The 23,989-nt window shown below is 71.5% G+C and carries 16 protein-coding genes; 7 read left to right on the plus strand and 9 right to left on the minus strand.

The annotated features are described in order from the left end of the window. Positions 1-136: 136 nt before the first annotated feature. Positions 137-979: a hypothetical protein gene (locus tag WME89_RS19670; RefSeq protein ID WP_438010654.1), complete on the plus strand. Its 843-nt coding sequence runs from the start codon at positions 137-139 to the stop codon at positions 977-979. A 64-nt stretch (positions 980-1,043) separates the two neighbouring features. Here WME89_RS19670 and WME89_RS19675 read toward each other — a convergent pair whose 3' ends face one another. Together WME89_RS19675 and WME89_RS19680 are read right to left on the minus strand one after the other, a co-directional pair. Further along, positions 1,044-2,480, minus strand: coding sequence for a VWA domain-containing protein (locus WME89_RS19675; protein ID WP_438010655.1), 1,437 nt, complete (start codon positions 2,478-2,480; stop codon positions 1,044-1,046). Between the two features lie 19 nt (positions 2,481-2,499). After that, positions 2,500-4,203: an AAA family ATPase gene (locus tag WME89_RS19680; RefSeq protein WP_438010656.1), complete on the minus strand. Its 1,704-nt coding sequence runs from the start codon at positions 4,201-4,203 to the stop codon at positions 2,500-2,502. Between the two features lie 235 nt (positions 4,204-4,438). Here WME89_RS19680 and WME89_RS19685 point away from each other — a divergent pair, with 235 nt between their 5' ends. The 3 genes from WME89_RS19685 to WME89_RS19695 all read left to right on the plus strand — a co-directional run bounded on the left by WME89_RS19685 (position 4,439) and on the right by WME89_RS19695 (position 9,583). Further along, positions 4,439-6,739 (plus strand): McrB family protein, encoded by a 2,301-nt coding sequence (locus WME89_RS19685; RefSeq protein ID WP_438010657.1) that lies wholly within the window; start codon positions 4,439-4,441, stop codon positions 6,737-6,739. Beyond that, positions 6,736-8,322: a DUF2357 domain-containing protein gene (locus WME89_RS19690; protein WP_438010658.1), complete on the plus strand. Its 1,587-nt coding sequence runs from the start codon at positions 6,736-6,738 to the stop codon at positions 8,320-8,322. Before WME89_RS19685 ends, WME89_RS19690 begins: the two co-directional genes overlap by 4 nt. 130 nt (positions 8,323-8,452) lie before the next feature. Further along, a complete protein-coding gene (locus WME89_RS19695) occupies positions 8,453-9,583 on the plus strand; it encodes a hypothetical protein (protein ID WP_438010659.1) in 1,131 nt (376 codons plus the stop codon). A gap of 49 nt (positions 9,584-9,632) precedes the next feature. On the opposite strand, the gene WME89_RS19700 is transcribed toward WME89_RS19695, so the two are convergent. Continuing rightward, complete coding sequence (locus WME89_RS19700; RefSeq protein ID WP_438010660.1) at positions 9,633-11,540, minus strand: M6 family metalloprotease domain-containing protein; 1,908 nt, start codon at positions 11,538-11,540, stop codon at positions 9,633-9,635. Between the two features lie 288 nt (positions 11,541-11,828). Here WME89_RS19700 and WME89_RS19705 point away from each other — a divergent pair, with 288 nt between their 5' ends. After that, on the plus strand, positions 11,829-13,256 hold the full coding sequence (locus tag WME89_RS19705) for a sigma 54-interacting transcriptional regulator (protein WP_438010661.1): 1,428 nt from the start codon (positions 11,829-11,831) through the stop codon (positions 13,254-13,256). Positions 13,257-13,425: 169 nt separating this feature from the next. Next, positions 13,426-16,806, plus strand: coding sequence for a protein kinase domain-containing protein (locus WME89_RS19710; protein ID WP_438010662.1), 3,381 nt, complete (start codon positions 13,426-13,428; stop codon positions 16,804-16,806). 22 nt (positions 16,807-16,828) lie between these two features. On the opposite strand, the gene WME89_RS19715 is transcribed toward WME89_RS19710, so the two are convergent. From WME89_RS19715 to WME89_RS19730, 4 genes are all read right to left on the minus strand, one after another. Next, positions 16,829-17,782, minus strand: a complete 954-nt coding sequence (locus WME89_RS19715) for a hypothetical protein (protein ID WP_438010663.1) — start codon at positions 17,780-17,782, stop codon at positions 16,829-16,831. A gap of 601 nt (positions 17,783-18,383) precedes the next feature. Beyond that, a complete protein-coding gene (locus WME89_RS19720; RefSeq protein WP_438010664.1) occupies positions 18,384-18,602 on the minus strand; it encodes a type II toxin-antitoxin system VapC family toxin in 219 nt (72 codons plus the stop codon). A gap of 100 nt (positions 18,603-18,702) precedes the next feature. Continuing rightward, complete coding sequence (locus WME89_RS19725; RefSeq protein WP_438010665.1) at positions 18,703-18,939, minus strand: type II toxin-antitoxin system Phd/YefM family antitoxin; 237 nt, start codon at positions 18,937-18,939, stop codon at positions 18,703-18,705. 300 nt (positions 18,940-19,239) lie between these two features. Next, on the minus strand, positions 19,240-20,106 hold the full coding sequence (locus WME89_RS19730; protein WP_438010666.1) for a phosphotransferase family protein: 867 nt from the start codon (positions 20,104-20,106) through the stop codon (positions 19,240-19,242). Positions 20,107-20,760: 654 nt separating this feature from the next. Between WME89_RS19730 and WME89_RS19735 the strand changes: the two genes are divergently transcribed. Then, positions 20,761-21,720: a hypothetical protein gene (locus tag WME89_RS19735; protein ID WP_438010667.1), complete on the plus strand. Its 960-nt coding sequence runs from the start codon at positions 20,761-20,763 to the stop codon at positions 21,718-21,720. 91 nt (positions 21,721-21,811) lie between these two features. On the opposite strand, the gene WME89_RS19740 is transcribed toward WME89_RS19735, so the two are convergent. Beyond that, positions 21,812-22,654 carry a PfkB family carbohydrate kinase gene (locus WME89_RS19740; RefSeq protein ID WP_438010668.1) on the minus strand — a complete coding sequence of 281 codons (843 nt, stop codon included), beginning with the start codon at positions 22,652-22,654 and terminating at the stop codon, positions 21,812-21,814. 104 nt (positions 22,655-22,758) lie between these two features. Continuing rightward, on the minus strand, positions 22,759-23,979 hold the full coding sequence (locus WME89_RS19745; RefSeq protein WP_438010669.1) for a hypothetical protein: 1,221 nt from the start codon (positions 23,977-23,979) through the stop codon (positions 22,759-22,761). Positions 23,980-23,989 lie beyond the last annotated feature (10 nt).

The raw sequence follows: 23,989 nt of genomic DNA on the forward strand, positions 1-23,989 counted from the left end.
TCGAGATGGTCGACGACTGCGGGAAATCCCGCCGGAAAGCCCCTGCGAAGAAGCCCGAAGCCGTCCAGGCGCCCCTGGCTGACGCGGGCGGGATGCCGTGAACCTATCCGGGCGAGGTGGCGCGTCCACGCGGGAGATGGGTGGCACCCGTCTCCCGGTGGTGCTGTCCATGGGGCAGAAGGCCGAGCGGGCGTACGGCAAGAAGAACTTCATGGAGCTGTACGCTGTGTTCTCGTCCCCGGTGCTTTACCGCGTCGTGACGCGTACGGGGCGCGACCTCGGATCGCTCGAACAGGATTTCGTGGACCGGCTCGTGGAGCAGATGAGCTCGTTCCTCCTTGGCGGTCGTGCTTGGACCGCCGAGCGCGTGAACCATGGCGATCGTATTGTCATTGTTCGCGAAGCTCCGGCCGGCGTGAAGCCGAGCTGGGGCGGGTTCATCCCGCAGCTCCTCGGGTTCGAGCTCTGCCAGAGGATGAAGCGGGTGCTCACGGAGTCCGTTCGCTACCCGTACGTCGACGCGCGGGGGATGCGGCACATCGAGGAGAAGCGAGAGGATCTGGGCGATCTACTTCAGCGGTCCGGCCATGCCGTGCAGGTCGACGGCAGCGTCGCCCGCTGGTGGACCTTCGCGGGCGGGCGAGTGAACCACTCGCTCAAGTACGGGTTCGAGGTCGCGGAAGGCTGGAAGGTCGTCGCGGACAACTTCCAGCTTCGCATCGAGGGGGACGGCATCGGCAACGAAAGCGTTCGGGGGACGATCGCCAGGATGTCGTCGTCGGCCTTCTGGGAAGCACCCGAGTTGCGCCAGGCCGTGCTCGCGAGGTTGCCGGGCTACCGGCTATCGAAGTTCCAGGACTGCCTCCCCGAGAGGTTCGCGCTGGAGGTCATCGAGAACTTCCTGCTCGACGTGGCGGGGACGGTGCGGTGGCTGGCGGCGCTGGCTCCCGCGGAGCCTGCCGGCGCCGCGGTCCAATAGCCCCATATCGAAACCCCCTGGCTGCATCGCGGCGCGACCGGGAGGGGACTCGGCCTTCGTGACATCAAGGGCCACACCACTCCCGTACATCGAGGCCTCCCGCGATTGGTGCGCTCGGGTCCACGAGCCACACCTGATCGCTGAAGCATTCAACGCCGGCAGGGTCGCCGCCCACCACGACGGAGAGGACGCGGGCCCCGGCGTCTTGCTTCGCCCGAGCCACTTGCTGTGCGACGCGTGCGCTGGCGCGGCACAGGCCGTCGGTCACCACCAGGACATCCGCCCTGGCGTATGCGTCCGTTCTCAGAAGCTCGAGAGCGCGGAGCAGGGGGGTGTCGTAATCGGTGCCGGCATGAAAGCCCATGCTCAGGAAGTCGAGCAGGTGCGCGAGGCCCTGCCGACCACGCCGGATCTCCAGCGGCTCCGCCTCCCCGGGCCCGCCGAACAGGAGGAGCTGGACTGCACGGCCTTTGGGAACGAGCTGCCGCACCACGGCCAGGACCAGCGCCTTCGCGACTGCCTCGGGCGCACCTTGCATGGAGCCGCTCGTGTCCACGCACGCGATGGCAGGACCACGCCGCTCGTCCATGGGCGTGGTCTGCGTCGTGGTCCCCAGCAGCTCCAGGCAGACGAGCCGATGCTCGACGAAGCGCTGGAAGAAGAGATCCTCGGTCTCGGGAGACGCGAGCAGGGCGAGCTCGCAGCCGAGCGCGTCCGAGAGCTCGCCGCCGACGCGCACGCCCGCGACCGCCTCGCGCCCACCGCGCTCTGCCCGGCGCGCCTGACGTTGCAGGGCCTCGAGGCGCCCGAGCTCCTCGACGACCCGGCGAAGCACCGGCAGCCGGCCCAGCAGCGCCGACAGGCGCTCGATGCGCGCCAGCAACGTCCGGTGGAGCTGGCCCGTCGAGAAATCCCAGCCGATCCCGGGGACGAGCGCGCCGAGGGCGAGGACCGCTTCGTCGCACGCGCGCGCGGCGGCCGCGGCTGCCGCAGTCGCGTCATCGGCGCCGAGCTGGTCCCGGACCCGAGCGCCCAGGCCCAAGGCGCTTCGTTCGCGGGGAAGCGGGCCTGAGACCGGCAGCGGGAAGCCATCGGGCAGGCGCCGCCCCATGAGCACCGCGAGCTGCTTGCGCAGCGCCCGTAGCTCGCTTTCTTCATCTCCGGCGTTACCCTCCTTCATAGTGGCGTCTTGGTGGGCGCCGGTCGCCTTCGGGGCGCGCGAGCCGTGGAGGCGGAGGACGTGCGCACTCCACGCGACCGCGCAGGCCGCCGCTCGCAACGGCTCTCCCTGGCACGCCATCTCCAGCAGGCGCAGCTCGCCGTCGGCCACGGCGAACCACAGCGCGCCCAGCGGGCCCGGATCGCCCACGGGCGCGCCGCAGAGTCGCCTGGCGACAGCGAGCGTCGCCGCGCCGATCCACGGTTCCAGGCCGACGGACGCAGCCAGCGTGCGGAGCTCCGGCGTCGCGTCCGCGAGCGGCGCCAGCGGATCACTTTCCACAGGCGAGCTCGTTCGAGCCTCACGCATTGGCCGTCGGCGATCCGGAGGCGGGGAGGGAAGGGGCCTTGGGAAGGTGTCGCGAGACGTTCTTCTGGATCCAGGTGGTCCAGCCCTCGAACACCTGCTTCAGGTGCGCCTGCGAGGTCTCGTTTCGCTCGGCTGGGCCGCTACCCCGCGAGCTCGTTCGGACGCGCGCCTGACCAACCATCTGAGCAACCAACGACGCGAGCACGGCGCCCGTGTCTTTCCCGACAAGGAGGCGGTGCGCATTCGTGTCGTCGACCACGACCGGTGCAGCCCGCTCCTGGTGGTACGAGCTGCGCCGGGTCGGCTCCCCATCCGTACCCAAGCCGATCGCATCGTCCTCGGAGTCGGTGGGAGCGCATACCCACAGCCTCACGTCGCTGCCGTAATATCCGCGTTCCTGCGACGCCTGGCGCATGCGCGATATCAAGAGGCTCGCGGGACCATAGGCGGCGACCGCGGCGCGATGTTGAGCGCTCGTGCGCTCGAAAACCTGGAGCCTGGTGCGAACGGCCACGAGCCCTGCGACGAGCTCGGGAGGCAGCTCCGTGCACCAGGGCGTGCGTGCGAGCTCCTGCTGCAGGTGCTCGAGGTGCTGATCGAGCAGCTCCCGGGCCCTGCGGCATGCGTCGTCGAACCGGTCCAGCCGGCGGACGGCACCGAGGCGCCATGTCGACAGTTCCGGGGAAGCTGCGTCCGCCTCGATCTCGGCCCACAGCTGCCGCAGGGGCGTCAGGTACTCGTCATGCTCGTCCAGAACCACGAGCGACTCGCGCACGCACATGCGGACGCCGGCCTGGTCGGCTCCTGGATTTCCGAAGCAATGCTCGAGGAGCACCACGTCGAGCGGCGAGATCCTGGCTCGCCCGGAGGTGAGGGCGGACATCTTGAGCAGCTCCAGCGACCAGCGCCAGCGGCGGTCGCTCGCATCGACGTCCTCCTCGGAGAACCTCTCGCGCACCCGGAGCAGCGCCTTGCGCGCGCTGTCATCGGCGCCGATCCTCTTTGTCCGCTCTCGCAGCCACTCGATCTCTTCGCGTGTGAGCTTGTCGGTGGCGACTGGCTGATATGCCGGCACCTCGCCGAGGCAGACCTGAAGGAACTTCTGCGAATCGGCGATGGGGGGGACGCTCATGCGGACGAGGAACCGGTCATAGAGAGCTCCAAGCCCTCCTTCCGGGTCCGGGGGCTCGTTGCTGGCGCCGATGATGCTGATCAGCGGCGCCTCGTCGCGGTGCTTGCCGTGATGAAACACCCGCTCGTTGATGAGGGTGAGCAGGCTGTTCAGGATCGCGCTGTTTGCCTTGAAGACCTCGTCGAGGAAGGCAATGTGCGCGCGCGGCAGGTACCCCTCGGTGAGTCGGCGGTAATCTTCTTCTTTGAGCCCGGGGATGCTGACCGGCCCGAAGAGCTCGTCGGGGTGGGTGAATTTCGAGAGGAGGTACTCGAAGAGTGTCGCATCGTGCAGGCTCGCGCAGAGCGCCCTGGCCAGCAGGCTCTTCGCCGTCCCCGGCGGCCCGAGCAGCAACAAGTGGTGCCCCGACAGGATCGCGAGCAATGCCACGCGGACGTGGGTCGCACGCTCGACGAAGCTTCGATCGAGCGCCTGCAAGAGCCGATTGATCTTCCCCTGGATGAACGCGAGCTCTGGGTCGGCGGCGGTCACCGGAGCCGCCACGTTATGAGAACCGGATTTCACCGGCACAGCATAGCGGGACCAGGCCGTGGCGTGTCGAGGGCGAAGAGGTCCGTCGAGGCGTCTCGATCGCCGCTCCGCAGCGTCGTGGGTCCTCCGACCTGCCGTGACGGCTGCAGTCAGCGCCTCCCACGGAGCCCATGTGCGAGGATGCGCGACGGCAAGCGCCCAGCGCTCCGGAAAGGTCCGGGATCTTGCGTGACCTCTCCACGGTCCGCTACCGTCGCAGCGCATCGTCATGCTGACCGACGAACAGCTCACCACCGTCTGGAAGGGCTTCACCCCACCTGCGTGGTGGGCGAGGTGGCAGAAAGACTACCTCGACTTCCTCTCCTGGGTGCGCAACGCCCACGAGTCTGAGCTGCGGACCGAAGCTGCGCAGAAGAAGCTCTGGAACGCCCGCGCGATCACCCCCGCCGGCCCCGGGGACGCCATCAACGTCGACGCGCTCCTGGCCGACCGCGAGTGCGTGGACGCCATCGTCGGCCTCCGCGGGCGCGCTTTTTCGTCCGATGTCGCCCTCCGAGCCGCTGAAATCCAGGGCGAGTACGAGCGCATCCTCGGCATCGCCGTGGCGCGCGAGGTCAAGCCCCGGCCGCTCGCCAAGCTCCAGCGGCTGGTCGGCGCGCTCATGCCAGCCGAGCTGAGCTGCGTGCTCAGCTACGATGCCGTCCGGAATATCGCAAAGCTCCTTCTGGGGGACGCGAGCGATCCCCCGCTCGTGGCCCAGGTGAAGATGCGCGCGCGGCTCCGGGCCGTGCTCGGGGAGGAGACAACCCTGGCCGAGCACGTGCAGCGCTCGACCTTCTGCTGGTGGCTCCACGAGAACTACGAACGCCTTTCGGCTGGGCAGATGCCGCCCTGGAGAGGCGACGTGCCCGCCGACGGCACAGCGATGCCCCCGCCCGACGACAAGCTGCCTCTGCTCGTGGTCTGGCCTTTCGCCAAGCAGTACGTGGGCTATCTCGCGGTGCGCAACTTCGCGGGCGCGTACCGCGCCGTGGTGCAAGCGGCGCTCCCGGGGCTCTCGCAAGACGACCTGGTAGGCGTGCTTCAGGCGAGCGGGAGCTTCGACAATGTCCCGACGACGACGCTGCGCCAGCTCATCATCCGCGCCAAGGGGCTCGGGTTCATCGAGCAGCGCGACGGTCTGCTCTACCCCTCGAAGGAGGGCGACGAGCTGCTGGGCAGCGGACAGCCGGACCTCTTCATCGAGCGCCTCCTCCAGCGCGTCTTCGGCTTCGCCCAGCTCCTCCGGTTCGTCGACGAGCATCGCGGGGCGACCGACGATGCCGTGGTCGACGCTCTCCAGAAGATCTATCCCAACTGGACCACCGCGGGTGTTCCCAGCGATCTCCGGAACTGGAGCCTCTACTTCGGCTTGCTCAAGCGCGACGAGCGCGGCGGCCTCCACCTGACGGAGTATGGCGCCGCCTGGGTTGCCCGGCTCCCGAAGGAGCTCCCGAAGCCTCCGCCCGAGGAGCGCATCGATACGGGCCCCACCGCGACCACGGCCGCCCTCGCGCGGCCGGCGACCCCATACCCCGCTTTCGATGCCATCCTCACGCGCTTCAAGGCCGATCCGGCGATCGCCGACTTCGTCTTCGACGACCGCCAGCTCGCCACCCTCCACGCCGCCTGGCGCAGCAATCCACGCAAGCGCTTCGTGCTCCTCTCCGGGCTCTCGGGCACCGGCAAGACGGCTGTCACGCTCTGCTACTCGCGCGCGGTCTGCGAGCTGATGGGGCTCTCTGAGTCCGAGCACCGGGAGGTCGTGCCCGTCTCGCCCGACTGGCGGGATCCCTCGGGGCTGCTCGGGTACTTCAACGCCCTGCACGCCGACCCCACGTTTCAGGCCGAGCCTGCGCTCCGCCTCGTCCTGCGCGCCGCCGCCGACCCGGGGCGCCCCTATTTCCTCATCCTCGACGAGATGAACCTCGCCCGTGTGGAGCGCTATTTCGCGCCGTTCCTCTCGGCCATGGAGACGGGCAAGGATCTCGTGCTTCACGCCAACGGTGCCGAGGTCAATGACGTTCCCCCGCGCGTTCCCTGGCCGGCGAACCTCCACATCGCGGGCACCGTCAACATGGACGAGACGACCCATCCGTTCAGCGACAAGGTGCTGGACCGGGCCTTCACGCTCGAGTTCTGGGACGTGGATCTCAAGCGCTTCTTCGAGCGCGCCGCGGCCAGGAGCCCGGGCGAGCGGCTCCCGGACGTGGAGGCGACGCTGCTCGAGCTGCACGACGCCATGCGCGCGGTACGTCGTCACTTCGGCTACCGCACGGCCGGCGAGGTGCTCGCGTTCATGCACGCCGTCGCGGAGCTGGGCGGCGCGACCCAGACGACGTTCCTCGACCAGGCCGTGTTCTCGAAGGTGCTGCCGCGCCTGCGCGGCGAGGACACGCCGGCGTTCAAGGGCGCGATGGAGACGCTTCTGAAGATTTGCAAGGGCCGCGGCCTCACCATGTGCGAGGCCAAGCTCGGGAGCATGATGGAGCTGCTCAAGCGCACGGGCGTGACCCGGTTCTGGGCATGAGCCTTCAAGTTCGCGACGCGGCCGGCCTCGACCAATACATCGTCGACAGCGTCCTGCACCTCGAAGAGGCAAGGACCTACCACGTCGATGCGCCTCCTGGTGCCGGCGCGCCGCGGGCGTGGCTCGGGCCGCTGGAGTTGCCCTGGAGCCAGGAGCGCGGGTCGTTCACGCTCGAGGTGGGCCACTGGGTCGGCTCCGCGGAGCTGAGGGTGGCGCACGGCGCCCAGGAGACGGTGGTCGCCGTCCAGGTGGGCCCGCGCAACGAGAAGCTCTCCGACGGGGCATGGCTCGCGCTCCTCGCGGACCTGGAGGCGTGGTCGCCGGGCCTGTCCATCGGCCTCGAGGGCGGCGGCGTCGGCGCCGTCCAGTCGGAGGGCACCACGGCGACGGTGCTGGCCACAGCGCTGCTGCCCCTGGTGCCGGCGCTCGTCCGCGCCGTTCACGCCATCGCCGCCGCGCCGCGGGAGCTCGCGACGTCCAGGCGCGAGGACGTCCCGTTGCGAGGCGTGCGTCGCGCGGATCGGGAGACGCTCCACTGGCTTGCGAGGCACCCGGCGGCCGCACGCGCGGTGGATCCCTGGTTGGCCGCTCGCCACGGCCAGCAGGACCCGTACGTGCCGCAGGACACGACGCACGAGACCGTCGATCACCCGGTGAACCGCTACCTCGCCTGGCTCGTCGGGCGGGTCGCTCGCGTGCTCCGTGAGCTGAGCAGCGTGCTTGGAGACGCCGCCGTGAAACGACGCCTGCAGCCCGACACCGCGCAATGGTGCCGTGCGCGAGCTCGCGTGGCCGCAGGCGCGGCGGACGAGCTGTCAATCACGCTGCGCCGGACGTTTCTCGGGTCGCTGACGCCCACGCCTGCCACCGAGGCCGCGCTCCTCGCGGTGCAGGACGATCCCGTCTACGCCCGCGCTCACGCGCTGGCTCGACCCTTCCTGTCGCCGCGATTCCGCCTGCGCGAGTCGCTGGACGGCGGTGAAGCCCCGGTGCGCCCGAGCTTCGAGCTTTACGAGCTGTGGACGCTGCTCGCCGTGCAGCGGGCGCTCGCCGGAGTCCTCGATGGGTGGACGTGGACCTGGCAGCAGGGGCCGGGGAACGAACTGCTCGCCGGCTTCGGGGCGGGGGCGGCGTTCACCGCGAGGCGTCCGACGGACGGGGCGCGGCTCGAACTCCGGTACAACATGACGTTCCCCGGATACCTCGCCCGGGGGACCTCGGACCGATACAGCATCTCCCGTGAGCGCCGACCCGACATCGTGATCTCGTTCGAGTCACCCGACGGGCAGCGTTCGTGGATCTGTCTGGATGCCAAGTACCGGGTAGGGCGGGAAGCGCTCGCGGATTCCTTCACCTCGCTCCACATCTACCGTGACGCGCTGCGGTGGGAGGCGTTCGGCGGCCCGTGCCGCGGCGGGCTGCTCCTCGTTCCGGCGGTCGAGCCGGAATGTCAGCCTTGGTTCGCGGGCGAGTTCCGCGAGCGGTTTGGGATCGGAGCCTGGCGGCTGACGCCCGGGGAGCCGCCGGATCTCGAGCTGGCGAAGCTCATTCTCGCCATGGGACGTGGACCCGATCGAGCGTAGGTGCCAATGGCGGCGGCGCTCCTCGCAAAGCACAGTCTCTCTGGAGCCTGATGATGGCACCGCCACCGCCCCGCGGCTCTGTTACACTCAGCACACTGCAGCCTGACGACGCCGTGCGCGCTGAGGAGACATGACGGACGAATCAGCGGCCCACGCCCTCGAGAAGGCAGCGTTCTTCCGACCCGAGAACGAGCGCGAGGGCTCACGCAGCGAGTTCTTGAGCCCCACGGGGAAGTTCCGTCTCGTGGTGTCGAGCTTCTCGACCGGACGTGGCGCCTGGGACTACTCCCAGGGCAAGGTCTACAGGACCGGCTCCGATGCGCCAATCGTCGTCGTGCAGAGGAACCACGACTCGTTCCCGTTCCTCTTCATCGAGGAGCATCCCAACGGCCACGACTACCTGGTGTGCGGTGAGGACTATCAGGGCCAGAGCGTGGTGGAGCTCGACACGGGGAAGCGCCGCGATCACCTGCCGAACGAGGCAGAGCAGGGAATCGGCTTCTGCTGGACAGACATGCGCTTCGAGGTACCGGCCGCGGTGCTCGTCGTCGAGGGGTGCATCTGGGCGTGCCCGTACGAGTTCCGCTTCTTCGACTTCTCGGACCCGATGTCAGGGTGGCCCGAGATCGAGTCCGCCACGATGATCGACGCCGACCGGCGTCCGCCGACGTTCAGCGCCGACGGGACGATCATCTGCTACCAGTCGGCGTCCGCCGACGACGTCAAGGCCGACGCCGCCGCGACTCCGGGCGCCGCGGCTCCGATCGCCGAGGCCCCGATCGCCGCGACCCAGACATTCCGTCGCGACGGCCTGAAGCTCGTCCTCCAGAGCGAGTGGGTGTCCGAGAAGGAGCAGGCGAGGCGCATGGCCAAGGAGGAAGCTCGGAAGAGGTACGACTCATGGCTCGCCGGCTTCCGCGCGAACGACCCGCTCTACCTCACCTTCGTCCAGACCCTGAAAGACCCGGCCTTCTCTCCGGAGGACCACGACGGGATCGGGGTCACCTACGACGGCTGGTGCCCGGACTTCAAGGCGCAGGAGCGGCGCATCACCCGTCGCATCGTGAAGAAGAAGGAGACGAGCGGGTACACGATCGACCTCGAGTGGGGTGCGGAGACGGGCCCCGTCAAGCTGGTCGTCTACAAGGACGGCAACCATGCGGAGAACAGGTTCTTCGAGCATTCCGTCGCCGGGATGCGCGCCGCGCTCGCCCATGCGAGGTCCTTGCTCGCGGGCGACGCGGGAACCGCGGGCGCCTGACAACGACCGCAACTCCCTCCCTCTCCGCTCCGCCCGACCATCCCCCCGCTCAGTCGCACTCCCCCACGCTCCACATCCCCGGCGCCTCCACGTGGAGCGTGACGACCTCGTTCTTGTCGACCCCCAGCCCCTCCAGCGCCCCCGTGGTGCGGTATCCCAGGAACATCTGCTCGTCCCCAAAGTCCACCACCTGCTTCTGCACCCTCCCGTGCACCTCGTGCTCCGCGATCGACGCGGTGATCGCGTTGCACCCGAACGGCCCGTAGCTCACGTGAGCCAGCATGATCGGCCCGGCTTCATTGAACCCCGTGAGCGACAGCCCGGTGAACTGCCCGTCCCCGTCGTCGCTGCTCGGATCCGTGAACGGCGTGAACGTCCTTCCCCCCTCCTCGTTGTAGAGGTTCTCCACCGAGCTCGTCGAGCTCGGGTTGCTCGCCATGAACGCGACCTTCCCTTTGCCCGCCGACCTCGCCTCGTCGATCCGGTACACCCCCACGCCGCCAGACACCCCCCCAAAGTCGATCCACCGCTGCAGCCCCCGGTCGTACCCTTCGTTCTGCCGGTTTTCGACCAGGAAGTACTGGTCCGGATCCGACGTCTCGATCTTGTAGATCGTCGGATCCACGCTCTGCCCGAAGAGCTCCGCGCCGGCCGACTGGACCACCGGAATGTCCTGCGCCGGCGCCCCCGGCTCGATCACGGTCGGCGCCAGGAACCCGGCCCGGAGCCGGCTCCACGCGCCCATCGCCACGGGCGTCGAGCCCGCCGGCGAGCCGCTCGTCGTCCCCCAGCTCCCGCTCGCCATCACGCACCACGCCCCGAGCGGGGTCGGCCCCTTGTACAGATCCGGCAGCCCGATCGCCGAGTGCCCGAGCTCGTGGACGATGACCCCCACGGTGGCCGGCATCGTCATGGACACGCCGCGGATCTTGTGGACCTGCCGCTCTCCGATCGCCGCGTATCCGCTCAAGGCCTTCCCATCGAGCGTGATCGGCTCCTCAAAGCCCTTCGCGTGTGCCCAGATGGACGGCGTCTTGCTGCTGTTCGAGGTCTCGTAGCCGGCCACCACGAAGAGCACGTTGAGCTCGTCGCCCCGGACCTTGTTGTCGCCGTTCGTGTCGAAGGAGGCGAAGTTGACGAACGGATTCGCCGCCGCCAGCGCCTCCTTCAGGTACGGCTGGATCAGCGCGAAGTCCTTCTTGCTGTTCGGGTGCGCGAAAGGCAGCTTGATCCGGACGATCCCGTCGTTGGCCGTGCCCTGCGTCTCCCGCGCGCGGATGAAGGAGAACTTCCCGCGCGACATCTCGCCATAGTAGTGGTTCACCGAGCCCTCGAGGCTCCCGTACAGGGTCTGCTTCCAGTACGCGATGTCGGTCTCGAAGTTGCCGGTGAACGCGTTCGGGGCCGTGATCCCGCCCCCCTGGGTGAACTCCAGGAGGATGGTGAGCAGCGGGCGCCGGATCCCGGTGATCGGGGTCGTCCCCGCCGCGAGCGGGAGCGGGCTCGGGGCGCGCGCTGTCGCCGCCTCCCAGAGGGCGTCGATCTCCTCGTCGTCGATGCGCGGCAGCAGCGCCGGATCCACGCGGCCGCCCAGCTCGCGGAGATCGCGAATCAGGATCCCCGAAGGCACGAGCGCGGGGGCGCCGCTCGCGTCCCGGCCGAGCTCGGCGACCTCGTAGTCGTCCGTGAGCTCGTTGAGCACGGCGACGGTGCCGTCCGCCATCCGGAGGTAGTCGAAGTGCTCGTCGCCGATCACCTCGGCGCGGAAGGTCGCGCCGGTCGGGTCGAGCGGGATCGCGCGCAGGCCCGGCTCGGCGCTCACCGCGGCCGCCGGGCGGCTCATGGAGACGGCGCTCGCCAGCGCGGCGAGGGCGACGAGCCCGAGCCTCGTCCCGCGTCGCGCTCCGAAGATCGCCCCGTGCTCCACCTTGCCTGCGCCGCTGTCACGAGATGTCATGTTCGCATCCTCCTCGATCCGCGTTTCGTCGCGTCGCGGGGGCACATCGCAACCCGTGTGCCGTCCCCCGGCCCGGCGCGAATCGAGGCGCTTTCAGGCCGTTCCCCGCGTCTCCCGCGGGCGCCGAGCCCCTCACCGACACGCCGCCGGGACACCTGTCACGCGCGCATGACGGCCGCTGTCGCGGTAGCATGACAGTCCGCTCCAACAGGCGTCCCACACGCGCACCGCTCCGTGCTCCCCGGCGCGCGCCGCTTCCGGGTTGACGCGGACCCCCCCAGGGTCACCATGGCGCTCATGGGCGAGGATCCCGGGGCGACGTTCACGCTCACGAGCTTCGATCAGGGTCGCTCCCTGCGGCTCCCTGCGCTCTCCGTGACGGTCACGCTCCCGGACCGGCGCACGCTCACCGCGCCGCTCGAGCTGCGCCCCCTCGTCATCGGGGCGGGCGCCGACTGCGATCTGGTCCTCACCGATCCCCGCGCCTCGCGCAGGCACTGCGAGGTCCGGATGACCGAGCGCGGCGTGCTCCTCCGCGACCTCGGCAGCAAGAACGGCACCCTGGTCCGCGACGTCCGCATCCTCGAGGCCTTCCTCTCGCCGGGCGTGCCCGCCACGGTCGGCAGCTCCGAGCTCGTCGTCGGCGCTGCGGGCCCGCCGTCCGTCCTGCCGCTCTCCGCCGCGGATGCGTTCGGCGACGCGGTGGGCCGGAGCCTGACCATGCGCGCCCTCTTCGCCAAGCTGGAGCGCGCGGCGCCGACGGACGAGACGCTGCTCCTGCTCGGCGACTCCGGCACCGGCAAGGAGGTGCTGGCGCGGGCGATCCACGCCCGGAGCCGCCGCAAGGACGGCCCCTTCGTCGTCGTGGACTGCGGCGCCGTCGCGCCGAGCCTGGTGGAGAGCGAGCTCTTCGGCCACGCCAGGGGCGCGTTCACGGGCGCCGCGGGGGCGCGGTCGGGGCTGCTCGAGCAGGCGAGCGGGGGCACGCTCTTCATCGACGAGATCGGCGAGCTCCCGCTCGATCTCCAGCCGAAGCTCCTGCGCGCGATCGAGGGGCGGCAGATCCGGCGGCTCGGCTCGAACGAGTGGGTCCCCTTCGACGCGCGGATCGTGGCGGCCACCCACAGGAACCTGCGCGCGAAGGCCCAGGACGGCTCGTTCCGGGCCGATCTCTACTTCCGGCTCTCGGTGGTGGAGGTCCACGTCCCCGCGCTCCGGGAGCGCAAGGACGACATCCCGCTGCTCGTCGAGCGCTTCCTCGTCGCGCGCGATCCGCCGCGCGCGCTCGCGGACCTGCCGCCGGGCGCGCTCCCGCTGCTGGAGTCCCACGACTGGCCAGGGAACGTGCGCGAGCTCCGCAACACCGTCGCGCGGCTCGTGCTCTTCCCCGAGCTGCTCCACGAGATCGTCAGCGCCGCGCCGCCGGCGCCGCAGGGGCCTCCCCATCCGGCTCCGACCGGCGCGACCGCGTCGCCCGCCGGCGCGACCCCCGCCGCCGCGCCGCCGGCCGGGCCCGAGGAAGCCCGCCTGCGCCGGCTCCTCGATCTGCCGCTCCCCGAGGCGCGCGAGGTCGTGATGGAGGAGCTCGAGCGCGCCTACCTCACCGAGAAGCTCCGCCAGCACGGCGGCAACATCTCGCAAGCGGCCGACGCGATGGGCGTCTCCCGCCAGCTCGTCCACCGCTTGATCCAGCGCTACGGCCTCCGCGCCCGATGATCCTGCCCGCGGGCGCCGACCATCCCGCCGCCCTGGTACCATGTCGCCAGGTTCGTTTCTGATTCCGTGAGGGGGAAAAATTGAACCACAGAGGCACAGAGGACACAGAGGAGAGAACAAAGAAACTCTCTGTCCTCTGTGCCTCTGTGCCTCTGTGGTTCCTTTTCACATGAAACCAGGGATGCACCTGGGCGACGCGGTGCTGGCGTCGCCGGCGCCCAGGCGCGGCCGCGACGACGCGACCGTGACCGGCCCGAGCACGCCCGCCATCCCCAATCCCGGCCTCGGCTCGTCCGGCGACGTCCCCGTCGCCGCGCCCGAGCCCACCCCCGACCTCGGCCTCGACCCGACCGGCGACAGCCCCCGCGCCCCCGCCGCCCCCGACGACCCTTCGCCGATCCCGCCCTCCCTCCACGCCCGCTTCGAGGACTTCCACCTCCTCGGCCGCGGCGGCATGGGCGTCGTCTTCCGGGCCTGGGATCTCCGCCTCGGCCGCCGCGTGGCCATCAAGCTCGTCTCCTCGGGCGCCCAGATCGACGGCAGCTTCCTGCGCGAGGCCCGCTCCCAGGCGCGCCTCCGCCACGAGAACGTCTGCGAGGTCTACGAGGCCGGCGTCGCCGATCGCGTGCCGTTCATCGTCATGCGCTACATCGAGGGCCGCTCCCTCCAGGAGGCCCGAGGCGACCTGACCCTCGAGGAGAAGGTCGGCGTCGCCCGGACCATCGCCGCGGCGCTCCACGAGGCGCACCGGCTCGGCCTCGTGCACCGCGACGTCAAGCCGAGCAACATCCTCCTCGAGCGGGGCGACGACGGCGCGTACCGCCCTTACCTCATGGACTTCGGCATCGCGCGCGACGTCGGCGAGAGCGGGCTCACCCTCACCGGCGCCGCCCTGCTCGGGACCCCCGCGTACATGGCCCCCGAGCAGGCGGCCGGCATGGTGCGCTCGCTCGACCGGCGGACCGACGTCTACGGCCTGGGCGCCACCCTCCACGCGCTGCTCGCCGGGCGCCCGCCGTTCGCGGGGGGCGCGGTGATGGATGTCCTCCGCCAGGTGCTCGAGGCCGAGCCGCCGCCGCTGCGCACCCTCGACCGCGACATCCCCCAGGACCTCGAGGCCGTGGTGCTGCGCTGCCTGGAGAAAGAACCCGGCGCCCGCTACGAGTCGGCGCGGGCGCTCGGCGAGGACCTGCAGCGCTTCCTCGACGGCGACCCGGTGCTCGCGCGCCGCGCCTCCTTCGCGCGCCGCCTCGCCCGGCAGGCGCGGCGGCACCGGGCCGCGGTCCTCGGCGCGGCCGCGCTGCTCCTCGCGGCGCTCGTCGTCGCCGGCCTGTTCGTCCGGAGCCGGCGCGCCGCCGCGGAGCAGGCCACCCTCGCCCGCGAGCTCGGCGAGACCGTCGGCGAGACAGTCAAGGAGATGGAGCTCTTCCTCCGCGGCGCCCACGGCATGCCCCTCCACGACGTCGAGCGCGAGCGCGACGTCGTCCGCGCCCGGCTGAAGGCCGTCGAGGCCCGCATGGCGACCGCGGGCGCGCTCGGCCGCGGCCCCGGCGAGTACGCCCTCGGCCGCGGCCTGCTCGCGCTCCAGGAGCCGCGCGCCGCCCTCGAGCACCTCCGGGAGGCCGAGCGCGCCGGCTACGGGTCGCCGGGGCTCGACTACGCCGCCGGCGCGGCGCTCTCCGAGCTCTACCGCCGCGGCCTCGAGGAGACCCGCCGCATCCACGACAAGGCGCAGCGCGAGGCCCGGATCGCGGCGCTGGAGGCCGAGTACAGGGCCCCGGCGGCCGCGCACCTGCGCGCCGCGCTCGACGGCGCCGCCGAGGGGGCCGCGGCGATCGAGGCGCCCGCGTACGTCGAGGGGCTGCTCGCGCTCGCCGAGGGCAGGCACGACGAGGCGCTGGAGAAGGCCCGGGCCGCGTTCGCCGAGGCGCCCTGGCTCCACGAGGCGAAGAAGCTCGAGGGCGACGTGCTCTTCGCGATGGGGAGCCGCTACCGCCACGACGCCGCCTTCGACTTCGACAGGATGAAGGCCCACTTCGATCGCGCCGCCGAGGCGTACCGGATCGCGGCGGACCACGGCCGCTCCGACCCCTCGGTCCACACCAGCGAGTGCGAGCTCTGGGCGCAGACCATGAACGCCGCCGGAAAGCGCCGCGACGCGATGCGCCCGAGCTTCGAGCGGGCGCGCGAGGCCTGCGGGCGGGCGCTCGCGGCGAGCCCGCGCAGCCCCGAGGCGCGCGTGAAGCTGGCCTGGGTCCACAGCTCCTTCGCCTGGTGGGTCGCGAGCAGGATGCCCCCGGGCGAGGACGCCGGGGTGGTGCTCCGCGAGGCGACAGCGCGCGCCGAGGAGGCGCTCGCCACGAGCCCCGACGACGCCATGGCGCGGTACGTCCTCGCCGCCGTCTTCCGGGCGCGCGCGTACCACGCGGACCTCACCGGGCGCGAGCAGGGCGAGGCCCTCGAGCGCGCCATCCGGGGCTACGAGGCCGCGCTCCAGCGCGAGCCCGACTTCGCCTGGGCCCTCCACGAGCTCTGCGGCGTCCTCGCCGAGCGCGGCCGCTACGAGTCCCTGCGCGGCCTCGATCCGGCGGGCTCCCTGGAGCGCGCCCGGGCCCGCTGCGACAGCGTCCTCGCGCTCGATCCAGGCTTCGCCAGCGCGCGCACCTCCCGGCTGATCACCGGCATCTACGAGGCCGAGCACCTCGCCCGCGCCGGACGCTCTCCCGAGGAGGTCGTCCAGCGCACGCACGGGGTGATTGATGCGATGCGTCAAAAGGATCCTTCGTGGACCGGGGCGCCTTACTGGCGGCTCTGGCTGGATCACACGCTGGCGCTGTACGCGCTCGACGCCGGCGCCGATCCCGGCCCGGCGTTCGCGCGCGTGCAGGCGAGCGCGCGGGAGATGGCGCCGGGCGTGGCTGGCTATCCGGAGTCGCTGCGGGCGATGCTGGCGATGCTCGAGGCGCGCGTGCGGATGGCGCGGGGCGAGGACCCGGCGCCCGCGATCCAGGTCGCGCGTGAGACGCTCGATCGCAGCCTCTCCGAGACGCCCTGGGACGTGTGGGACCGCGTGCAGCGCGCCGAGGCGGAGCTCCTCGCGTTCCGGTGGGGCGCGCAGCGAGGCCGTCCGGATGCGGCGCGGCTCGACGCGGCGCTCGTCCCGCTCCGCCCGCTGCTGCTGGGCGAGGCGCTCGCCGATCCGCTGCTGTACGCGGTGCTGGCCGAGATCCACGGGGCCCGCGCCGCGCTTCGGACGGTGGGCCGCCGGCAGGACGGCGCCGACGACATCGCCGAGGGGCTCCGGCATGCGGGCGCGGCGCTCGCGCTGAACCCGCGGTACGACCGGGCGCTCGCGGCGCAGGGCGCGCTCTTTCGCCTGCGCGCCGCGGCGGCGCCCGACGCGGCCGCCCGGAGGCAGGACACGCTGCGCGAGGTGGCGGCCCTCGAGGCGGCGATCCACGCGAACCCGCTGCGCGCGCGGACGCTGGGCGCGCGCCTCGCCGAGGCGCGGCGGCTCACGGGCGAGGCGCCCGCCCCCGCCGCGCCCTGAGCCGCCCGGGAGCGCCGGGGGCTCACTGGGGCAGGGGAGTCGGAGGCGTCGGGGGCGTCGGGGGCGTCGGGGGCGTCGGGGGCGTCGGGGGCGTCGTGGCAGGGGGCACGCACCACTCGGGGTCGGGGTCCTTCAGCCACGTCATCGTGCACGCCTTGCCGTTGCACTTGTACTGACCGCTTCCCGGCGCGCCCACGCGCACGCACTCGTCGTTGAGCTCCAAGATCCCCTTGTAGTCGAGGTTGCAAGCCTCCGGCTCGTAGCAGTACCGCTGCTCCAGCGCGGCCTTGGCGTCCATCCCGCAGCTCCCCACGAACGAGCGCGTAGCGTAGACACTCACGGCGACGCCCGTGGCGTCCGCGCACCAGACCGCCTCGCCGAACATGAACTTGGCGTGCTCGCCCTTGTCATCGTTCACGTTCGGGCCTGTGAGCAGGACGTTGACGCCGTCGGTCTTGTCGTTGACGAACGCGATGACGCACTCAAGCACGTTGCTGCGCACGTGCTCGGGGAGCCCCTCGTTCGTCCAGACCGACGCGCCGCCCACCATGCCCCGCCCCACGTAGGACTTGCCGTTGTGGGTCACGGCGGTGCCGCTCGCGAGGGCGCAGCGGACGGTATGATCGAAGACCTCGTGGCCCGAGACCCACTCGCCAGCCGCGTCTTCGCCGCCCGCGCCGTCGCCGCCCGCGCCGTCGCCCATGGGGTCCTCGAGGAGCCCGAGGTCGAGGATCACCGGGTTGATGGTGCCGTCGCTGTTGAGCAGCCGGACTCGCAGCGCGCGGGCTATCGGCTCCTTCCAGGTGTCCCACGCGCGCTTCGGGGTGCCGTTGGTGTCCTCCGATCCGGGCTTGCCCGCCATCGCCTCGAGCCCCGGCCCGTCGAGCTCGCCGTCGAGCTGCGACTCCGGCCCGCAAGCCGCCGGGAGGAGCCCCACCGCCATGACCATCCCGAGCCCAAAGACTGAGCGCTTCATTGCGATCTCCATCCTCCGGAGAGGTTCAAGCCGTCGTTCCGGCACGCTTGCCGGTCAAGGATGCCGGCGGCGATGCGCGCCGCCCTGCGAGCCGGACAAGATAGCATGCGCCATGCCATGGCCGCGAGCGGCGCGGAATCCGCGGATCGCCCGCGGCCCTCCCGGCGAGGCGGCGCGGCGATGTAACGGCGGCGCGACAGGTGACCGCCGCGCGGACCGCCGCTGTCACGCGGCCATGACAGCGTTCAGGTCAGCGGGACCGCCGCTGTCACGCGGCGGCCATGACGGCGCGGCCGGCCGGCGGGGAAGTCGGAGGTGCCGGACCGGGTAGGCCCTGCCCGGCGGCGCGGCACGGCACGGCTTCTGTCGCGATCGCGGCCCATCGCCGCTTGGGGCAGGCGTCCGCGCTGGCCGCATCGCGCCGCAGCTCGGTCGTGCCGCGCGCCATTTCCGGCGTGCCCAAGCCCGACCACGAGCGTGTGAGCGGCGGCGTGGGTCTGGCGTGGCGGCGGCGTGAAGGGGGGCTCGTGGTCAGGATCAGCCGATGCGCTTGATGCCGTATGCGTCAAAGACCACGTCCTGGCTCACGATGGGGATGTCTTCAGACGAGCGCCTGCGCGATCATGAGACGATCGAACGGATCGCGATGATGGAATGGCAAGTCGCTCACGCGCGCGACGTGCCGTAGCCGTATGTCGAGGAGCTCGATGTCGTTTATCGCCAAGTGGTGCTTGATGAACGTCTCGACGTCGCCTGGGATGGACAGCTTTCCCAGGCTCACCTTGATAGCGATTTCCCATGGGCTTGCCACGCTCAGCACGAGCTCATTCGTGGGCTCCTCAAGGAAGCTCTTCGCACGGGGCTGAGCTGCGGGTCGTTCGCGAGGAACCAGAGGAAAGCATGCGTATCGACGAGCAGCCTCACCGCTCGTATTCCTCGAAGTCGTCGAGAGGCGCGTTGAAATCAGGAGCCATCCAGATCTGGCCGGCGGCCCCGCCGGCCTCGCGCCGCTTCCCGGGCGTCGCGGCGGGCGTCGGCACTGGAACGAGCTGTACCGCAGCCCCTCCATGCACGATCACGACCGCCTCCCCGCCGCGCGCGGCGGCCATCAGCTCGTCGAGGCGAGCCACCGCTTCATCCAGCGTGACCTGCACCATACCACCCCGAGCATATCGCGTCGGTGGCCGGCGTGGAACGAGAAACGCGCTGCCCTGCTAGCGCGCGGTGGAGCTCGTTCTTGGATTTCAGGGATTCCTGCGTCGTCTCATGGGCCAAGCGCCCCTGCAACTCCGCGTCGAGGAGACTTTCCTGGTCGCGGCTGCGCCACGAGACAGTGTCCAGGCTGCTCGAGGCCAGTGGCATGACAGACGCTTCGGAGATCGTTTCAGCAGGGTGCGGACCCGGGGGTGCCGCAATTCACTGCGGGCGAGCTTGTAGCCATCAATACCTCGCCCACCTCACCCCTGCTCGCGTCCTCCGCTCGCCGCGCGGGCTCGCCGGAGGACTCTCTCGACGTGTCGCAAGCTCTGGTCCGGGGGCTCTCCGCCGCCCTTGCCCTCGAGCGCATTGCGGTACCAGCGTCCCGCCAGGCAAAGCTCGTACAGGCGCACCGCCGACGCCTCGATGCGCGGTCGCCCCTGCGTGGCGTACGCATCCAGGAGCCGCGTCAGGCCGTGGTCGATCTGGAACGGCCTCCTCGCCCCGCGCGTGACGATGGCCATGTCGTACGCGGGATCGCCGCGCGTCGCGTACTCCCAGTCGATGACCGCGAACGGCTTCTCCCAGTGGAGCAGGATGTTCTGACCCAGGAGGTCCCCATGGACGAGCGTCGAGGGCTCCTCCTGCGGCAGATGAGCGAGCGCCCACTGCTCCGCCTCGCGGAGCTCGGCGACGCCATGGAGGGCCGAGATCTCCGACAGGGCGTGCGCGCGCCGCGTGGCGTGTCCCCCGAGGTCGGCGATGTCGTCCACGTCGATGGCATGCACCGTCGCGGCGACGCGCGCGACGACCTCCCAGGGCGCCACGCTGGGCTGGCGGCCGGCGCGCAGGTCGAGGGGGAGCCCGTCGAGGTAAGGTCGCACGACGACGTTGACCCGCCCGATGGGGACGATCGCCGTCAAGGTGGGCACGCGGATCGCGCCCGTGCGGGCGGCGACCCGCGCGAGGAGAGCGCCTTCTCGCTGCCAGCTCGCGAGCGCCCGCGAGGCGCTGCCCGTGACCGGCAGAAGGGCCACATAGGTGCCAGAGCGGCCCTCTGGATCGGGAACCAGCTCGACGTGGGCAGCATAGACCTCGCTGGAGAGGCCATGACCCGCCTTGCTCACGCGGTCGATTCGAGCCCTGCCGGAGCTCGCGAAGGCGGCCTCGAAGGCCAGCTTCGCGCGGGCCCATCCCGCGCCAGCACCGCGGGCAGCCATCTCACGCAACCCCTGCGCCGCCGTCTGCGGACCCGACGCGAGGAGCGACCCGCCCACGCGCCGCCTGCATGCCGCCGGGAAGCAGCCGGTCGTCCCGAGGACAACCCCGGAAGAAGCGGCGCTCGTCCAGGAGCGAGGGCTTGTGGCAACCCGTCGTCATCTGTGCGCCAGCTCATGCCACAAACGATGCCTGGAGTGGAGCCCTCTCGTGCATGAGAACGCGGAGCGCACGCGGTTTCCCCGGGGTGGAACGCTCCGAAACGCTCTCCATGTGCTTTTGCATTACGAAGCGTGGTTGCGAATTCTCGCCCATCTTGCGGTAGCGCGTCTCATCCCGACCGGTAGATTGTTGATTTTTGTTGGCAAATTATGCTTGCTGAACGGAATGAGCTTTGGGTTGCACAGCCGTCATGAGTTGATGGCTCATCTCCCTGGTTCCACCGCGCGTGGATCGCGTACCCTGCGCCGCGTGCGAGAGGCCGGATGCGACGAAGCATGCCTGTGCGGCGGCGGGCGCACCTCGGATCGAACCGCGCTGGCGCGGACCGAGCGGAGGTGCTGGTGAAGGACGATGCCCGAGCCAGGCGCCTGCCGCGCCCGGCAGAGCGTCCGCTCGACGACGGCGTGCGCTACGGCCCGGAGACGTGGCGCGAGATCGACGGCGTCGCCTTCTCCCACTGGGATCGATGGCTCCTGCGGCTCGCGCTGGAGGAGCCGCGCGGCCTCGACGCGATCGCGCGGGAGTTCCGCGCGCGCGCGGCCAGCGGAGGTATCCGCGGCGATGCGGCCGAGGCGATGCTCGCGCAGGTGGTCGACCTTCGTGGCCGGCTCGAGCGCCTCGCGCGGACCCCGGCGGGCGTCCTCGACGCGGAGGAGCAGGCGAGCGAGTGGCTGCTGAAGAAGGCCTGGAAGCGCGTATGGCACAGCGGTCCAAGCCACCGCACGGACGCGATGCGCAACACGCCCCGGCGGCGGCTGGAGGCGCGCGCGCTCCGGGGGCACTGGCCGCGGTTCCCTGTGTCGCCCGCGCGCTTCGAGCCCGAGCTCCGCAGCCTCGCCGGAGCCGATGGCTACTACGATCACCGCGCCACGGATCTGCTCGCGAGCTTCGTCGAGAGCCAGATCGACCTCCTCGAGGCGCGGACGGCGTCGGATCTCGAGCGCCTGGCGCTGCACCGGGCAGCGATGACCGCGATCGTCGAGATGATGGAGCAGGTCGATGATTCCTTCGCGCGGATGGGCGAGGTGTTCGCGGCGAGCGAGCGCGCCTATCTCGGGCTCGCCCGCGACCATGCCGGGCTCGACGGCCTCCTGCGCGATCTGCTCGAGCTCGCCGTGTGGGAGGACCATGGCCTGCTCCGCGGGGTCGACGGCTTCGTGGGTGCGCTCCAGGAAGAGCACGCGAACCTGGCCGTCCGCGAGCTGGCCGCGATCATCCCGGAGCTGCGGCGAGAGCGCCTGGACTACCAGCTCGCGCGCGCGCTCGCGCTCCGTCGAGCGGTGCTGGCCCCGTGGGGGTAGGAGTCGGGGACGATGCGGGCTCTCCCGCCGGCCCCCCGGCCATCCACCGCTGGACGAGACAGGCCGCATGGCCCCCTCCAGTCCGAGACAATCACGGCGCGACGAGGGGCGTCTGCGTCTCCAGCGGATCGATCCCGCGCAGCACCGCGGCCCCGTGCGGGCCGGCGCGGCGGCAGGCTTCCTCGACCGAGAGGCCGTGGGCGAGGAAGAACGTGAGCGCGCCCGCGAAGCTGTCGCCGGCGCCGTAGTCGCCGACGACCCGCTCGGGCGCGGGCGGCGCATCCACCAGCGTCGTGCCCCCGGGCCGGACGACGCGCACCGGGCGCGGCCCGTCGGTGAGCACCAGCGCGCCGGGGAGGGGGTCGTAGGCGTCGATCGGCGCGTTCTCGCGCGGATCCGCGACGCTGCCGATGGCCACCTCGGGCGCGACCGCCGCGGCCCGGAGCGCCGCGCCCCTGCGGGCCGTCACGACGAGGCGGCGCGCGGCGCGCGCGAGGCGCAGGCTCTCGGGGTCGGCGCCGGTGAAGTACACGGCGTCGCAGTCGGCGAGCAGCGACCAGGGGAGGGGATCGGTCGCCGCGGGCTGGAGCGGGCTCCCGGTGACGATGATGGTGCGGCGCCCGTCGGCGTCGACGAAGATCACCACGCGCGGGTGCGCCGCGGAGCGCCGCGCCGCGTGGACGTGGACGCGCTCGTTCGCGGCCCGGATGCGCTCCTCGACCGCCCGCGCCGCCTCGTCCCGCCCGAGCGCCGTGAACAGGTGGACCTCGGCGTCGCTCCGGCAGAGCTGCGCGAAGGCGAGGCCGCCGCCCCCGGCGGGCAGGAAGCGCGCGTCCTGGAGGTGAACGATGTCGCCCGGCCTGGGGATGCCCTCGGTGCGTCCGAGCGTGACGTGCTCCACGTGGCCCACAACGGCGATGCGCGGCGTTGCCATGCGGCTCGACATAGCACGGCGCCCGCGCAGCTCCGCGTCAAGTGCTCACGGCCCTGTCGCCCGGAGCTCCCTCTCCCGCGTGTCGACCCCGAGCAGCCGGGGTCTCAACCGGCGAACGGACACCCCACGTAGATCGGCGCGGAGAAGCCGTCGCCCACGCGAGCCCGTACCACCGCGCACCCCGGCTTCGAGAGCGGCACGCGCACGGTCTCGCCGTCGTCGGCGCCCGCGACCGCCTCGCCGCCGACCAGGACCTCGACGTCCCCGCCGCGCGCTCGCGCCTCGATCACCGGCGCGGCCCCGAGCGACGCTCCCACGCCTTGCCAGGCACCGCCCGGCGCCCGCACCTCGAACGAGCACGCCTCCGGGCTCCGTACGCACACGCGGCCCGCGGCGAGGGCGTCGCGGACGGCGGCCTCCGAGCGCCCCGCCGCGCGGACGTACGTCGTCGGCCGCAGGAAATCGGTGTGGCTGTCGCTGCCGCCGACCGGCACCAGCCGCCGCTGCTGCGCCGCGATCTCTCGATCCACGCGGGCCATCGTCGCGAGCAGGGTGCGGGGCGTGTCGAGGAGCAGGTACCGATCCCGCAGGTGCGTGACGACCATGTTGTACGCCTCGATGCCCGGTGCGAGGCGGTTCACCGTCGCGATCTCCTCGGGCACCGGAGCGGCGCTCGTGAAGGGGCGCCACGAGAGATCCGCGCGCGCCATCGCGAACGACGAGTCCAGGGGCGTGGAGAGCGGGTGGTTGATCACGAGGAAGCCGCCGCGCGCCACGAACCGCTCGAAGAACCGGCCGGGGTGCGCGCGCGCCTCGTCGACCGGAACGTCCGCGAGCACGGCCCGGAGATCCGCGAACGCCGCGCCCACGTGGCCGTAGACCGGATCGGTGTACTCCATCCCGATGACGTACACGGTGCGGCCGGCCGAGCGCGCCGCGAGCTCGGCCCGCAGGCGATCCTGCGCCGCGAGCACGGCCGCGCGCAGCTCCTCGTGCTCGAAGAAGCGCGCCGGCACGTGAGGCGTCAGCACCAGGAAGTCGAGCTCCTCGTCGGCCGCGAGCGCGACCGTCGCCGCCGGATCGCGCGACGCCTCGCGCGGGTGATCCGGCGGGCTCAGGTGGCAGTGCATGTCGCCCGCGAGCACCAGATCCGGCGCGGCGCCCGCGGCCGGCGACCCCATCGTCGCGAGCGAAGGCGGCCTGTACGCGCTCGCCATGACGGTCTCGATGGCGTAGTGCGACGCAGGTCGGCTGCAGCCCGCGAGGGCGACGATGCCGGCGCAGAGGCCGGCGGCGACGGGACGGCTGGCGCGCACCTCGAGCATGCTCGCAGGA

Origin of the sequence: Sorangium sp. So ce321 (genome assembly GCF_051530195.1) — a bacterium.
GTDB lineage: Bacteria > Myxococcota_A > Polyangia > Polyangiales > Polyangiaceae > Sorangium.

Coding starts and splice junctions, on each gene's coding strand:
- WME89_RS19670 (WP_438010654.1), top strand. CDS start 137: ATGGGTGGCACCCGTCTCCCGGTGGTGCTGTCCATGGGGCAGAAGGCC.
- WME89_RS19685 (WP_438010657.1), top strand. CDS start 4,439: ATGCTGACCGACGAACAGCTCACCACCGTCTGGAAGGGCTTCACCCCA.
- WME89_RS19690 (WP_438010658.1), top strand. CDS start 6,736: ATGAGCCTTCAAGTTCGCGACGCGGCCGGCCTCGACCAATACATCGTC.
- WME89_RS19695 (WP_438010659.1), top strand. CDS start 8,453: ATGACGGACGAATCAGCGGCCCACGCCCTCGAGAAGGCAGCGTTCTTC.
- WME89_RS19700 (WP_438010660.1), bottom strand. CDS start 11,540: ATGACATCTCGTGACAGCGGCGCAGGCAAGGTGGAGCACGGGGCGATC.
- WME89_RS19705 (WP_438010661.1), top strand. CDS start 11,829: ATGGCGCTCATGGGCGAGGATCCCGGGGCGACGTTCACGCTCACGAGC.
- WME89_RS19710 (WP_438010662.1), top strand. CDS start 13,426: ATGAAACCAGGGATGCACCTGGGCGACGCGGTGCTGGCGTCGCCGGCG.
- WME89_RS19715 (WP_438010663.1), bottom strand. CDS start 17,782: ATGAAGCGCTCAGTCTTTGGGCTCGGGATGGTCATGGCGGTGGGGCTC.
- WME89_RS19725 (WP_438010665.1), bottom strand. CDS start 18,939: ATGGTGCAGGTCACGCTGGATGAAGCGGTGGCTCGCCTCGACGAGCTG.
- WME89_RS19740 (WP_438010668.1), bottom strand. CDS start 22,654: ATGGCAACGCCGCGCATCGCCGTTGTGGGCCACGTGGAGCACGTCACG.
- WME89_RS19745 (WP_438010669.1), bottom strand. CDS start 23,979: ATGCTCGAGGTGCGCGCCAGCCGTCCCGTCGCCGCCGGCCTCTGCGCC.